The organism is Niallia circulans, assembly GCF_003726095.1.
Taxonomy (GTDB): domain Bacteria; phylum Bacillota; class Bacilli; order Bacillales; family Cytobacillaceae; genus Niallia; species Niallia circulans_A.
This window is the reverse complement of record NZ_CP026031.1, coordinates 3,112,921-3,126,630: the sequence shown is the minus strand read 5'-3', so window position 1 is coordinate 3,126,630 and position 13,710 is coordinate 3,112,921. Positions and strand designations below refer to the sequence as shown.

Here is a 13,710-nt window from a genome sequence, read left to right as displayed (position 1 = left end):
CAGGGAGTGTTGTGCAATGTTCTACATAGAGATTATAGTAGCAATTCTTTTAATCTTGGCTTTTATGAAATATTTATGGACGAAAAAAGAAAATGAATATCAGACTGCTCTACTGGCTAATCATATCGAGTCAAGTGACGAGTTAAAAAAGACTTTGGCGATGGGGCTTTATTTGAGGTTTTGTAAAGAGGAAGAAGACAAGGACTATTCTTCCATTTATTTAAAACAAGATCCTCTCCAATTTGAAAGGTTTGCTGCGGAAATTATGGAGAAGACAAGAGGCGGATCGACATGGGTGACTCCTCCAACAGGTGATTTTGGAGTAGACTTTGAACATGAAACAGAAAAAGGATTGTTTCTTGGGCAAGTAAAATGTTATCAAGAAGATTTACCATTTGATTCAATTGCCCTGATTCATTCGAATATAATCAAACGAGGAGCTCAAGGTGGATATGTTATTACAACAGGCAGCTTTACACCGGCAGCTTATGAATATGCCAAAGGATTAAATGTTGAATTAATCGACGGTGTTAAGTTTGTGGAAAGCTGGTTAAGTAGTTTGAGCAAAGCAGAAAAAGAAATGAAGGAATTATTACTCGTTTAAGGGAAGCAGAGGGACGGATCATCTGAAGTTATGTCTTCGGAAGAACCATCTCTATGCTTCTTTTTTAGATGTATTGGAAAATAGGAAAAAGGAATAATAATGGAAATGGTTCTGTCAAAAATGATTTGGAGGCGGATTTTTTATGAGGAAATTTACGTATGCTTTTCTAGCAGTATGTATGATATTGCTTGTTGCTTGTTCAGCAGATAAGGATAAAAAGGAAAATACGGATAATAACAAACAAGCAGATGAACAAAAGATGAATGTGGATAAAGGTCTTTCAAATGTTGAAATCACACTGCCAGCCTCTTTGTTTGAAGGGGAAGATATTGATTCCGTAATTGCCGATGTAGAAAAAGAGGGCATTAAAGTTACTAAAAATGAAGATGGTTCCCTTACCTATAAAATGTCTAAGGCAAAGCATAAAGAGATGATGAAGGAAATGGAAGCTTCTTTAGAAGAATCCATTAAGGAAATAAAAGAGAGTGATGATTATGTGTCGATTAAGGATATCACGCATAATAAAGCATTTTCTGAATTTACGTTAGTGGTTGATAAAAAGAAATATGAAGATAGTATGGATAGTTTTGCTATTTTTACCCTTGGAATAACAGGCATGATGTATCAAGTGTATAGTGGAGTAGACCCCGATGATTATCAGGTCAAGATTTTGACAAAAGACGAGGCTACAAAAGACGTTTTGGATGAAACTATTTATCCTGATGATTTAGAAGAAGATTCGAAATAAATAGAAGGTCGTTTTTAATATAGAGCAAGTAAGGAGAATGAACATGAAAAAGAATCTACCAAATACATTTAAGCTGTGTCTAACTAGTTTATTTATTATCACTATTCTTGGAGGATGTGGACAAGATACCAAGGATGTAAAAATGAAAGAGAGTGATGAAGCTCAAGAAGAAGTGCAGAAAAAAAAGTCAGATAAGAAAGAAGAAGCAAAGTCGAAGCTCGGCTCTCGAACCAATCCAGTCCCATTTAAGAAGACAGTAACGGTTGAAGATGAACTATATAATGACAAAGGGGAGTCCTTTCCCATAAAATTTGATTTAACTGTATTGGAAGTGACACGCGGAGAGGATGCTTATCAAAAATTGAAATCTATGAATGAATTCAATGAGCCTGCGCCAGATGGATATGAATGGCTTTTAGCGAAAACAAAAGTGAAGTTTACTGAATCGGCTACAAAAGATCTGTCCCTTTATATTGACGGAATAATGAATTTCGAAATGGTTAGTGAAAATGGGGATATATATAGTGGTGACATTCTCGGTACAACTGACCCTGAATTTAGTTATGAAATGTATGTGGGAAACGAAAAAGAAGGCTATATCTCTGGATTAGTGAAAAAAGGAGAAAAAGCGCAGCTACGCTATGAAGAGATGCTTGGAGGGAACGTGTTCTTAAACTTACAGTAAAGAAAAAGGAATCAGATTCTACTGATTCCTAGATGAAGCTTATTTCGATGTAGGATAGTGCTTATTGTGTTTGAGTGGCATTTGGTTGTGCCAAGATTCCATAAATGCCAAGACCAGTTATTGCCACTCCAGTAATCAATAGGACGGGGACGTTTTTCCGAAATAAAACTGTCGTCCAACCAAACAAACATTTTTATTGTCCTACTAGTCGCGTTTTTTTACATAAAATAATTTCGAATTGTTCACAGTAGTGCTGTTCTCCTGCTTTCCTCTACCTACATAATCTGGATACACTTGTCGCACGATAGTTGGTCTGGCGAAATATAGGCTTGTAAGGATGAGGAATAAACCAGAAATTCCAAATACCCAATATGCGGGTAGCCAATCAAAAAGAAAGCCAAAAAGAATTGCACCAATAGGAACTAAAGATTGCGCTCCGGTTCGAATTATGGAAAAAACTCTCCCTTTATATTCTTCTTCCACTTCTGTTTGCAACATTACATTGATTGGTGTATTTACAAAAATTTGAATAACACCTAAGAGTAGCATTAGGATGAAATAATAAATAAGTAGAAAAATAGAAGATAGGTGAAAAAGAATTGGTAGAGCAAAAATTATAAGAATAAGCCCCATTAAATTAGCACCGAACTTTGTAACTAATAACGGATAATTAATTTCTGGTCGAATCGATAAATAGAATGAAAGAAAAACAATCAAGGCTGTATTATCATATGAAAAAGCTAGAAGAACTTGGGTTAGTAGAAGTAGTAAAAGAGGAAAAACTCGGGAATATTATTCAAAAGTATTACAAGTCAGCAGAATGGACGAGAAAAGTGATAAACTTATCTCCTGAAGATTTACACAATAACCCTGATATGCTTAACAACCTATATTCCTATATAAATCGAGCTATAGATGCATTAAAACAAACCGTTGAAGATCCATCAAAAGATAGAAAAGGAGTAGCCAATTTAATTACAGAAGTAGCGATTCCGAAAACTGAATGGAATAACCTTAACGAGGAAATAAGACAGGTATTTCTAAAGTATATTGATGCGCATAAGAACAATGAAGAGAAGGTTAATCTTAGCTATTTAATAATGAGTTACATCGAGGAAACAGAATAAAAAAATCTATAACAATTAATTTTTTTTAAACAATAATAACTCATTTATAAATAGAAGAATAATCGATCTCGTTCTATTCAACATTAAATTCATTTTTTCGAGTTGCACACCAACCTATTTAATCAGAAAGTATAATTTATAACAAAAAAGACGCAACTAGCCTTGCTAATTGTGTCTTTTTTGCTTTCCTAGAAATGATAATGTTTTATCATTTGCTTTCCTTACTTTTTAACAAACATTTGTACCCATTCATAACCGCCTTCATCAAAACCAACACCGATATGTGTGTACTTATCATTTAGGATATTGGCACGGTGACCTTCACTATTCATCCAAGCGTTGACTACTTCTTCCGGTGAACGTTGTCCTTGTGCAATGTTTTCACCGGCTGACTCGTACGTAATTCCAAAGTCTCTCATCATGTCAAATGGCGATCCATAAGTAGGACTTGTATGGGAGAAATATCCCTTGTCATTCATATCTTTTGCTTTCATATCTGCTACGTTGTTTAATTCCGGATACGCTTGTAAAGCAGGAAGTCCTTGTTTTTTTCTTTCAGCGTTTGTTAAGTCGATAACTTCCGACACAAAGTTACTTGGTTCTTTTTTTGCTGTATTATTAGGTGTTGTTTGCGGAGCAGATTGTGCACCTGGTTGTGCGCCTTGATTTGCTTGTTGCTGCTCAGTAGCCTGTGGCTGTTGCTGTTGTGGAGTGGCTTTTTGCACTTGTTGTTTATTTGTTGCATTTGGATTATTTGAATCATACGTTCCGACAATTGTTCGAAATTCGTATTTAGCATTTTGTATTTTTACAGGTTGTGTATGCGGATATTTCTTACTATTTACATTTGTTTTTAAGCTAGAAATTGTAGAGTCATTATAACGATCCATATTCATATCTGAAGCTTCATGGTCATTATTATTACATCCTGCTAGCATAAGAAAACTCATGCATGCAAGGACAGAAAACGTATTTTTAATCTTCATTATATTTTCTCCTTTTGTATATAAAGTTTTTACCCTTTTATTTTTTCACCTTTAAATAAAATTACATATGGGAATTAGAGGGATACAGAGTGACAATTACCATGAATTGGTTGGTTCTGTTCACAGTAGAATGGTCTTTTTGAATACATACTAAGGATGGAAGTTAAGTATTAGATTAATTTGCAGCGATACGATTTAGCATTTTTTTAGTTAATTCAACAGAGATCATTTCCTATGTAGGATTTTATAGGGAAATAAACCAATCCATTTCCGCTAACAACTATAAAAGGATTGCAGCCTACTCTATTGGTCCTAGTATTACGAAGAAGCAAAATGAGTCTATTAAGGATAGGGTGGGACGGTTCTCCTGCTTTCTTGTTAGAAAATTTAGGAGAATCATCCTTATTTTCATCATTTTCTCATTTTTTTATAATAAAATGGATGAGCGAAAATTTAACAAGGAAAGTGAGAGCGAGAATGAGAACAAGGAAAAGCAAAAAGAAAAAGATATGGATTACTTTAGGAGTAATTATTGGAATACTTGTTATTGGATTAGGGTCTTATGTATTTTATCTATATCATAGCGTAGAAGAGACAGCAAACAAAATGTATAATCCTCTTGAGGGTGATTCGAATTTAGAAAAAAAAGCAAGAGAAGAAAAGCTTGATAATACAAAACCCATTTCTATTTTGCTTATGGGTGTGGATGAAAGAAAAGGTGATGTAGGAAGATCGGATACTCTCATCGTCATGACTTTGAATCCAAATAAAGATAAAATGCAGATGGTAAGTATTCCTCGTGATACAAAAACAGAAATTATTGGAGATGGGAGAGTAACAAAAATCAATTCTGCCTATGCTTATGGCGGGGTGAAAATGGCTAAAGATACAGTAGAAAATTTTACAGGTGTTAAAATGGATTATTATATCCAAGTAAATATGGAAGCGCTAAGTGATTTAGTTGATGCCATTGGGGGAATTACAGTTCAAAATGACTTGGATTGGATTGATGAAGGATATTATAAAAAAGGCTATCATTATAAAAAAGGAACTTTAACATTAGATGGTCCACAAACATTGGGATTTGTTAGAATGCGTCATTTAGATCCAAATGGTGATTTTGGTCGAAATGATAGACAAAGGGAAGTCATTACGGCTATTATTGACAAGGCCACAGGAATATCAACAGTAGCTCATTTTGATGAAATACTAGATGCCCTTGGAGTAAATGTAAAAACAAACATTACGTTTGATCAAATGATGACCATACAGAAAAATTACCGTGATGTGCGAAAATCTGTAGAGCAATATGAAGTAAAAGGACAAGGCACTCCTCCCGGACAAACCTATTATTTAAATGTTCCAGAAGAAGAAAAAACGAAAGTGCATGATATGTTGAGTGAGAATTTACAATAAAGAAGGATAAAAAGGTACTAGCTGAAAATAGCTAGTACCTTTTTTAGGGGGACAATTCTCCTGTCTCTGTCTTTGCTAAAAGGATGCAATGAATTGCAAATTACAAGTATAGGAATTTCTTTTTATAACCCAACCGCTCTTTCTTATATGGATGAACAAAAATCTGAAGAAAGCAGTGTTTTTTTGTTTGTCTATATTGGCAGGGAAATTTTCATTATAATAAATATAGACATACTGTATTCCAATAGTAAAGAGAGATAAATGCTTTATATATAAAAGAGAAGGAGGTAAGTGAAATGGCGAGAAAGAAGGTCTTAGTAACAGGTGGGGCAGGGTTTATTGGAGGAAATTTTGTTCAATATATGGTGAATAAATATCCGGATTATGAAATTTATAATTTGGATTTACTAACATATGCAGGTGATTTAATAAAGCATAAAACAATAGAAGGAAAGAAGAATTATCATTTTATTAAGGCAGATATTGTAGATAGAGATACCATCCTTGCTCTTTTTGAAAAAGAGAGGTTCGACTACGTAACACATTTTGCAGCAGAAAGCCATGTTGATCGCTCCATTACAAATCCAGAAATTTTTGTAAGGACAAATGTTCTTGGCACGCAAGTATTATTAGATGCGGCAAAAACAATTGGCGTAACAAAGTTTCTACATGTTTCAACTGATGAAGTATATGGAGAATTAGACTTCGATTTCACTTCTTTCTTTACGGAAGATAGCCCACTTCAACCCAATAGTCCCTATAGTGCAAGTAAAGCATCTTCAGATATGCTTGTTCGTGCCTTTCATCATACATATGGTTTGCCAATTAATATTACCCGTTGTTCGAATAATTACGGACCCTATCAATTTCCTGAGAAATTAATCCCCTTGACGATTTCTCGTGTTTTAAACGATCAAAAGATTCCTATATATGGAGACGGGAAGAATATTCGTGACTGGCTACATGTATTTGATCACTGTGCAGCCATCGATTTAGTGCTCCATAAAGGCGAAAATGGAGAAGTCTATAACATTGGTGGACATAATGAACGAACAAACTTAGAAGTAGTAAGAACCATTATAAACATACTAGGTAAGTCAGAAGATCTAATCGAATTCGTCCCGGACCGCCTCGGCCACGACAAACGATATGCCATCGATCCAACAAAAATAACAGCTTTAGGCTGGCAGCCAACTTTTACATTTCAAACCGGTATAGCCCAAACTATCCAATGGTATAAATAGAAGCAGAGGGGAGTATCTTCTGCTTCTTTTAGAGTGGATCATAAGGATGTTTGTGACTGAATAGGGAACAATATTTTCATGAGTTATATGGCTATTTATCCTTCCTTTTCTATTCCTGTGGTGCTCCGCAAGCAAATAATTTTTTTCCTGTAAGGCAATTGATATGATTAAGAATGACTTAAATAAGAAAGGATCTTGCAAAATGGCAAATTTAAATATACCTATATCCGTATTAAACCTTGCCCCGATTCGAGAGGGACAAACTTCTAAAGAAGCTATTGAATCAATGGTGGATTTAGCTCAAGCAACAGAGAAAATGGGCTATAAACGTTATTGGATTGCAGAGCATCATAATACATCTACACTTGTTAGTTCGGCAACTGCAATTCTTATTAAGCATACGCTTGAACACACAGACAGCATTATCGTAGGATCTGGCGGCGTGATGCTTCCAAACCATTCTCCATTAGTTGTTGCCGAACAGTTTGGAACGATGGCAACGATTTATCCAAATCGAGTAGATTTAGGACTTGGTAGAGCACCTGGAACTGATATGCTGACTGCGAGTGCATTAAGACGTTCGCAAAAGGATTCCGTCTATACCTTCCCAGAGGATGTTAATGCTCTTCTAACGTACTTTGGACCTGAAGAGGATCAAGGCTATGTAAAAGCACATCCAGGTGTTGGTACAAATGTACCGATATATATTCTTGGTTCTTCTACAGATTCAGCTTACTTAGCGGCAAGTCTAGGACTGCCTTATGTGTTTGCTTCTCATTTTGCACCGAGATATATGGCAGATGCAATCAAGATTTATCGTGAGCGTTTCAAACCTTCGAAGTATTTGGATAAGCCATATATGGTGGTTTGTTTAAATCTGATTGCCGCCGAAACAGATGAAGAGGCAGCTGTTTTACAGACGTCTACTCATCAATTTTTCCTAAATGTTGTGCGCGGAACACAAATGCCGCTTCAGCCACCAGTGGATAGTTTAGATGGTCTTTGGAATCCACAGGAAGAAGAAATGGCCAAATCCATGTCTAGCGTGACTCTTTTAGGAAGCAAAGATTCCGTTCGCAACCAGCTTACAGCTTTTCAGGAACGCTTTAATGTCGATGAAATTATGGCAGTTTCTTATATTTATGACCCTGAAAAACAGAAACGATCTTATGAAATATTGAGAGAAGTAGTAGAGGGAAAATAAAGGTTCAGCAATAAATTAAATCATAAAAAGGGTACTAGCTCCTGAAGCAAGTACCCTTTTTTATGATTATTATTTCTCTTTATCCTCTTTTTTCTTTTCTTGCTGTTTCTCTTTTTGTTCCTCTGTTATTTTAAAATCACGATCCACTGTTTTGTTTTTTAAATCTTCATTTTTAACCATCTATAACGCCTCCCTTTTTCTTATATATAGACGATTTGAAGCAGATTAAACGGTAAAGTAATAGGAAAAAGTGGGATTATTTGGGTTTTGAGGAAGCGGAGGGATGGTTCTCCCTTTTTTTAAATAACTAACATTTGAACTTTCTATTTATGATCCAGTTCGATTTTTCTGGACACTTTCTACGCCTACAATTATGTAATTTATCATATTTCATATTTTTTTGATAATGAGATAAAGATGCAATAACTATGCATATGAATAATTATTTAACCGCTTACATTTTTGCCAGTTAAAGTTGCAAAAACATATACTAAACTTCTTATAAACAGTTAATTATAATCAAATTATGAAAGGGGTTACTTTTCATGAAGGAACGCACAAAACAAGTATTGAAAAGACTTCTAACGGCAAATACGTATTTAACTTTAGAAGATTTAAGTAATGAATACCATATTAGCCAACGAACCTTGCGAAATGAATTAATGATAATTAATGAGTTTCTCCAAAGCAACAATTATTCACTGGTTACCACAAAAAGAGGGAAGGGAATGCAGCTTACTCTGGCACATAGAGATGCACAAACCTTATTGGAGCGAATGAATGCGGAAGGAACGAAAGAATATTACCATCCTGATGAGCGTTTCTTAGTATTACTTTTAGATATTGCTGATACTAGTAAGACCACTCTCTTATATGAAATGGAAGGACGCTTACAAGTATCTAAAAGTACAGTGGATGAAGATATGCGTAAGATTCGTCAGTATTTAAAAAAGTATGGTATTCAAGTCGTAAGTCTTTCGAAGCAAGGAGTTGTTTTACAAGGGGATGAAAGGTCTATTCGGTCGATGCTTTTTGATGTCATTAATAATCGGACAGATTTCGATTATATAACGCTATCGAGCAGAATGCCGAAGGAAATTAATTTTGAGACTAGGCTAGTATTAAACTATTTGGAAAGAGAACGGATAAAGATTATTGCACAATTGTATAACCAGCAATTGAAGCAGTTGAACCCAGATGTTAATCCTTTATATCATAATCAAGTTATCTTATTTTTAGCCATTTGGATCAGACGGATACATGATGGCAATACCATTAGTGATACGGTAAAAGGAAAAAGAGAATTAACGGAAGGGCAAATAAGAGATTTTATCGATCATATTTGTGAGCGCTTTAAGCTATATCCCTCCCTATCAGAAATGAAATATATTGCCTTTACGATTGAATCTTTTGATTCGAAAGATATGAGTAATTCACTTGATTGGGTTACAGCACAGCTATTGACAATTCAACTAATCACTCATGTGGAGAAAGTAACACTTATCCCTTTCTCTTTGGAAGAAGAAGATTTATATGAGGGATTGTATAAACATATTACAGGCTTACTCAGTAGAGCAAGGAATGACATAAAGGTATTCAATCCATTAAAAGAGACAATTAAGGAATCCTATAGTTGGATTTATCAAGCTGTAGCAGGATTTAGTAATCATATAGAAAGTTATATAAAGAAACCATTATCAGAGGATGAAATAGGCTTTTTGACTATTTATTTTTCTACATCGACAAGTCGGATGAAGCAAGAGGAGCAGTATATTTATCAAGCGGTAGTTGTCTGTAATCACGGTATTTCTACAGGAAGGCTGTTGGCGGCAAATTTAAAGGAGCAATTCAATATAGAGATAGTCACTGTTTTGAGTTCCTATGAACTGTCTTTTATCGACAAGTTAGATGTAGACATTATTTTCTCAACCATTCCGATTGAATATTCTAAGAAACCCTCCCTTTTGCTTAATCCTATATTAAGAGAAAGTGATAAAAAAGAGATTGATGCTTTCTTAGAACAAAATAAAGAAAAAAGAAGATTAGTGTCTAATGAAAGAGATGCAACCAAGATGCTGCAGGACATACTAACCTTAATGGAAGCGTGCGGTGCAAAGATAACAGCGGAGAGCTATCTGAACCTAGTAGATACCTTTAAACAACACCGCTTGAAATTTAATACAAGGGAGATTCAGCCAATGTTACAAGATATCCTCAGGGATAAGAATATTATACTCCATCAAGAATGTGAAGATTGGAAGGAGGTGATTGAGCGAGTCTCTCTCCCTTTAGTAAAGGAGCAAGTTATCGAAGCTAGATATATTGAGGCTATGATTCATTCTGTTGAAGAATACGGTCCTTATATTGTGATAGGGAAGAACTTGGCGCTTGCGCATGCTAGACCAGAAGACGGTGTGAATGAATTAGGAATTAGTGTGATGACATTGAAAGAACCAATTATGTTTGGAAATGAAGAAAATGATCCTGTGAAAATTATTTTTTGCTTAGCAGCTGTAGATTCTTACTCTCATCTAAACATAATGAAGAGCTTGGTTGATTTGATAAATGATAAACAAAAGGTAGAAAGATTAATCCATGCAGATAATCTAGCTATTTTTAAGCAAGAGTTGTTTGAAAAGAATTCATGCAATAAAAATGGACTTTGCTAATGCTATCAAACTATTAAAAAGTTAAAGGAGAATGCTAATTGAAAAAGTTAAATATTTTATTTGTCTGTGGTGCTGGGTTAGGAAGCAGCTTTGCGTGTCAGATGGCAGCGGAGGATGTGTTAAATAAACTAAAAGTAAATGCAAAATTAGATCACAGTGACATTTCCTCAAGCGCGGCAGCAAAACCAGACATTATTATTACGGCACAAAACTTCCAGACTCAATTCGAAAAGTTCACTATTGATCCTGCCAAAACTCACATCATCTATTTGAAAAATATTGTTTCAAAACAAGAAATTGAAGAAAAACTAACACCGATTTTACGAGAAAAAGGTGTGCTATCTTAATAAATAGGTAGAGAGAGGGATAAAAATGAGCGTCATAAACTTTATCATCCAAAATATCTTAACGCAAGCATCTATTACGGTCGCTTTAATTGCGATGCTTGGACTTATTTTACAAAAAAAATCGACTGGACAAATTATATCGGGCTCTTTAAAGACATTGTTAGGATTTATGGTTTTATCAGCTGGCTCCAGTATTATTGTAGGAAGTTTACTGTATTTCGGAGAGATTTTTACAGAAGGCTTTCATATGCAAGGGATTATTCCCTCCATAGAGGCTATTAATGGTCAGGCTATGAATGAATTGGGGTTAGGTCGCGATATTGCACTTACCTTTTTAGCTATATTTGTTTTTAATATTCTAATAGCTCGATTCACTAGATGGAAATATATATTCCTTACAGGTCAAGCGATATTATGGATGGCTACTATGACCACTGTTTTTGGATATTTTGCTGGCTTACGCGGATTAGCATTAATACTGGTAGGCGGTTTAATTGGAGGAATCTTTGCGGTCGCTATGCCGGCAATTGCTCAGCCATTTGTACGAAAAATTACGGGTATGGATGAGATTGCATTAGGGCATTTTTGTACAATTGGTTATGTTTTTGAAGCTGGGGTAGCAAAAGTATTCGGGGAAAAAGGCGAAAAGAAAAAATCAGTGGAAGATATAAAGCTGCCTTCTCAATTAGAATTTTTGCAAGATACGTATCTTTCCTTAATGACAGTGATGGTTCCTCTATTCATTATTACAGCTATTTTTGCCGGTGAGGAATTTGCTTCTACTTTTTCTGGAAGCACGAATTATATCATGTATGCATTCTTGCAATCCATCCAATTTGTAGTAGGAGTTTATGTACTATTATCAGGAGTGCGCTTGTTATTAGGGGAGATTGTCCCGGCGTTCAGAGGGATAGCTATGCGTGTTGTTCCAAATGCAAAGCCTGCGCTTGATTGTCCAGTTCTTTTTCCTTACAGTCCTAATGCGGTAATTGTTGGTTTTATTACGACTGTCATTGGATCAATCATTGCGATGTTTGTTCTTCCTGTCTTTGGTTTAGCGATGATTTTACCAGGGATATTAACCGCCTTCTTTGCAGGGGGACAGCAGGAATTTTTGGAAATCTAACAGGTGGAAGACGAGGTGCCATTATAGGAGGGATATTCCACGGATTTTTTATCACCTTATTACCGGCACTATTAGTAACCATTTTTAACTCTATGGGATTTGTCAATGCAACAGCAACAGATGTAGATACTGTAACAGTTGCTTTATTATATGCATGGCTGATTGGTCCATTAATGAAGGCCTTCTAAGAGGAATTAACTGGATTTGGAGGGAATGCTTATGTGGTTTAAAAGAAAATCAGAGATAAATAAAAACGAGAATACCATATCGAAAAAGAAGCTTACGGAGGATCAGAAAGAAGAATTATTAGGTTTTATATCGAGAAAATCAATAGAAGTACAGTCGTTGAATATTGAGAATCAGGCAAGGGTCTTTGAAGAAATAGGTTTAGCCTATTACGAGCTTGGTGATGAAGAGAATGCAATAGCTTCACTAGAAAAAAGTCTTCAGCTGAAAAAAACAATTGGAGAAAGCTTTAAAACATTATTAAAGCTATATAACAAGAAAAGAGCAGAAGCAGCGAAAAGTAATGATGTCGATAATTTACAGACTTTTTTGAATAAAATAGATCTGCTGATGCAAATTTCAAAAGATGTTACCCGTGGTGTTAAGTGATACTTATTTAGGGAGGAAAATCACAATATGTATACAACATTAAAAGAAGTTACTCGTAAAGCCGAGGCACTAAATTATACAGTAGGTGCCTTTAATGCACATAATTTAGAGATGCTGCCAGAAATGATACGGGCGGCAAAAGAAATGGGCGCACCTATCATTATCCAAACAAGTATAGATACGGCTAAATATATCGGGCATGAAAACATAGTAGCGGTTTGTAAGTCTATGGCTACTAAGGAGATGGTAGATGTAGTTCTCCATTTGGATCATGCACGTGATTTCAATGACATTAAAGAAGCGATAGATAAAGGGTTTACATCTGTTATGTTTGATGGTTCTCACTTGCCCTTTAAGGAAAATATTATGAAGACAAGTGTAGTAGTGGAATATGCTCACCAGCATGGTGTATCTGTAGAAGGAGAGTTAGGAACTATCGGGGGAACTGAAGAAGGAATTCATGTGGAGGAGAGTGACAAAATTTATACAGATCCGCAGGATGCTTTGAAATTCGTAAAAGCAACAGGAGTAGATGCATTGGCAATTGCCATTGGCACCAATCATGGACAATACAAATCAAAAACAGATGTAAATATACCGCTATTGAAAGAAATCAACAGATTAGTAGATGTACCTTTAGTTATTCATGGAGGAACAGGTGTAAAGGAAAACGATATTCACGAATTAATAAATAATGGTATTCGGAAGTTTAATGTAGGTACAGAATTACTGGTGACTTGGACAAAAACAGCAAAAAAATATTTTGATGAAACAAAAGAAAATAAATCCCTGCGACACAATATTATTCCATGTAATGAAGCTGTAAAGGAAATTGTAAAACATAAAATAGAAATTTTCATGAATAAGGAAGGGGCTATAAATAACGTCTAATAATTACCCAAAATATTGCTCCTTATTGCGAGAAGAGAGTACAAGTAT

General features: G+C 35.2%; 13 protein-coding genes and 1 pseudogene. 12 read left to right on the top strand and 2 right to left on the bottom strand.

Annotation, left to right across the window (positions count from 1 at the left end; genetic code table 11):
* Window positions 1–16 precede the first annotated feature (16 nt).
* The 3 genes from C2I06_RS15015 to C2I06_RS15005 all read left to right on the top strand — a co-directional run bounded on the left by C2I06_RS15015 (window position 17) and on the right by C2I06_RS15005 (window position 2,037).
* Entirely contained in the window at window positions 17–604 is a 588-nt protein-coding gene (locus tag C2I06_RS15015) for a restriction endonuclease (RefSeq protein ID WP_095329764.1), read from the top strand.
* 142 nt (window positions 605–746) lie between these two features.
* Window positions 747–1,352 (top strand): hypothetical protein, encoded by a 606-nt coding sequence (locus C2I06_RS15010; protein WP_095329765.1) that lies wholly within the window; start codon window positions 747–749, stop codon window positions 1,350–1,352.
* Window positions 1,353–1,395: 43 nt separating this feature from the next.
* Complete coding sequence (locus C2I06_RS15005) at window positions 1,396–2,037, top strand: hypothetical protein (RefSeq protein ID WP_095329766.1); 642 nt, start codon at window positions 1,396–1,398, stop codon at window positions 2,035–2,037.
* A 204-nt stretch (window positions 2,038–2,241) separates the two neighbouring features.
* Here the strand turns inward: C2I06_RS15005 and C2I06_RS15000 are convergent, their stop codons facing one another.
* Window positions 2,242–2,754, bottom strand: coding sequence for an MFS transporter (locus tag C2I06_RS15000; protein WP_164463710.1), 513 nt, complete (start codon window positions 2,752–2,754; stop codon window positions 2,242–2,244).
* 14 nt (window positions 2,755–2,768) lie between these two features.
* Between C2I06_RS15000 and C2I06_RS14995 the strand changes: the two genes are divergently transcribed.
* A complete protein-coding gene (locus tag C2I06_RS14995; protein WP_123258328.1) occupies window positions 2,769–3,164 on the top strand; it encodes a hypothetical protein in 396 nt (131 codons plus the stop codon).
* A gap of 221 nt (window positions 3,165–3,385) precedes the next feature.
* On the opposite strand, the gene C2I06_RS14990 is transcribed toward C2I06_RS14995, so the two are convergent.
* Window positions 3,386–4,150: a CAP domain-containing protein gene (locus C2I06_RS14990; protein ID WP_095329769.1), complete on the bottom strand. Its 765-nt coding sequence runs from the start codon at window positions 4,148–4,150 to the stop codon at window positions 3,386–3,388.
* Between the two features lie 477 nt (window positions 4,151–4,627).
* On the opposite strand from C2I06_RS14990, the gene C2I06_RS14985 reads away from it, so the two are divergent.
* The 8 genes and pseudogenes from C2I06_RS14985 to C2I06_RS14950 all read left to right on the top strand — a co-directional run bounded on the left by C2I06_RS14985 (window position 4,628) and on the right by C2I06_RS14950 (window position 13,662).
* Entirely contained in the window at window positions 4,628–5,566 is a 939-nt protein-coding gene (locus tag C2I06_RS14985; RefSeq protein ID WP_095329813.1) for an LCP family glycopolymer transferase, read from the top strand.
* 296 nt (window positions 5,567–5,862) lie between these two features.
* The gene (gene rfbB / locus C2I06_RS14980) at window positions 5,863–6,810 is read left to right on the top strand and encodes a dTDP-glucose 4,6-dehydratase (protein WP_095329770.1); all 948 of its coding nucleotides are present in this window, start codon (window positions 5,863–5,865) and stop codon (window positions 6,808–6,810) included.
* A 202-nt stretch (window positions 6,811–7,012) separates the two neighbouring features.
* The gene (locus C2I06_RS14975; RefSeq protein ID WP_095329771.1) at window positions 7,013–8,014 is read left to right on the top strand and encodes an LLM class flavin-dependent oxidoreductase; all 1,002 of its coding nucleotides are present in this window, start codon (window positions 7,013–7,015) and stop codon (window positions 8,012–8,014) included.
* Between the two features lie 545 nt (window positions 8,015–8,559).
* Window positions 8,560–10,683, top strand: a complete 2,124-nt coding sequence (locus C2I06_RS14970) for a BglG family transcription antiterminator (protein WP_095329772.1) — start codon at window positions 8,560–8,562, stop codon at window positions 10,681–10,683.
* A gap of 38 nt (window positions 10,684–10,721) precedes the next feature.
* Window positions 10,722–11,030 (top strand): PTS sugar transporter subunit IIB, encoded by a 309-nt coding sequence (locus tag C2I06_RS14965; RefSeq protein ID WP_095329773.1) that lies wholly within the window; start codon window positions 10,722–10,724, stop codon window positions 11,028–11,030.
* 25 nt (window positions 11,031–11,055) lie between these two features.
* Window positions 11,056–12,344, top strand: a pseudogene (locus C2I06_RS14960) (PTS sugar transporter subunit IIC).
* A 31-nt stretch (window positions 12,345–12,375) separates the two neighbouring features.
* A complete protein-coding gene (locus C2I06_RS14955; RefSeq protein WP_095329775.1) occupies window positions 12,376–12,771 on the top strand; it encodes a tetratricopeptide repeat protein in 396 nt (131 codons plus the stop codon).
* Window positions 12,772–12,798: 27 nt separating this feature from the next.
* A complete protein-coding gene (locus C2I06_RS14950) occupies window positions 12,799–13,662 on the top strand; it encodes a class II fructose-bisphosphate aldolase (protein ID WP_095329776.1) in 864 nt (287 codons plus the stop codon).
* The last annotated feature ends 48 nt before the right edge of the window (window positions 13,663–13,710 follow it).

Excerpts from the sequence above, each read along its gene's own strand:
- C2I06_RS15015 (WP_095329764.1), top strand. The coding sequence starts at position 17 with ATGTTCTACATAGAGATTATAGTAGCAATTCTTTTAATCTTGGCTTTT.
- C2I06_RS15010 (WP_095329765.1), top strand. The coding sequence starts at position 747 with ATGAGGAAATTTACGTATGCTTTTCTAGCAGTATGTATGATATTGCTT.
- C2I06_RS15005 (WP_095329766.1), top strand. The coding sequence starts at position 1,396 with ATGAAAAAGAATCTACCAAATACATTTAAGCTGTGTCTAACTAGTTTA.
- C2I06_RS14995 (WP_123258328.1), top strand. The coding sequence starts at position 2,769 with ATGAAAAAGCTAGAAGAACTTGGGTTAGTAGAAGTAGTAAAAGAGGAA.
- C2I06_RS14990 (WP_095329769.1), bottom strand. The coding sequence starts at position 4,150 with ATGAAGATTAAAAATACGTTTTCTGTCCTTGCATGCATGAGTTTTCTT.
- C2I06_RS14985 (WP_095329813.1), top strand. The coding sequence starts at position 4,628 with ATGAGAACAAGGAAAAGCAAAAAGAAAAAGATATGGATTACTTTAGGA.
- rfbB (WP_095329770.1), top strand. The coding sequence starts at position 5,863 with ATGGCGAGAAAGAAGGTCTTAGTAACAGGTGGGGCAGGGTTTATTGGA.
- C2I06_RS14975 (WP_095329771.1), top strand. The coding sequence starts at position 7,013 with ATGGCAAATTTAAATATACCTATATCCGTATTAAACCTTGCCCCGATT.
- C2I06_RS14970 (WP_095329772.1), top strand. The coding sequence starts at position 8,560 with ATGAAGGAACGCACAAAACAAGTATTGAAAAGACTTCTAACGGCAAAT.
- C2I06_RS14955 (WP_095329775.1), top strand. The coding sequence starts at position 12,376 with ATGTGGTTTAAAAGAAAATCAGAGATAAATAAAAACGAGAATACCATA.
- C2I06_RS14950 (WP_095329776.1), top strand. The coding sequence starts at position 12,799 with ATGTATACAACATTAAAAGAAGTTACTCGTAAAGCCGAGGCACTAAAT.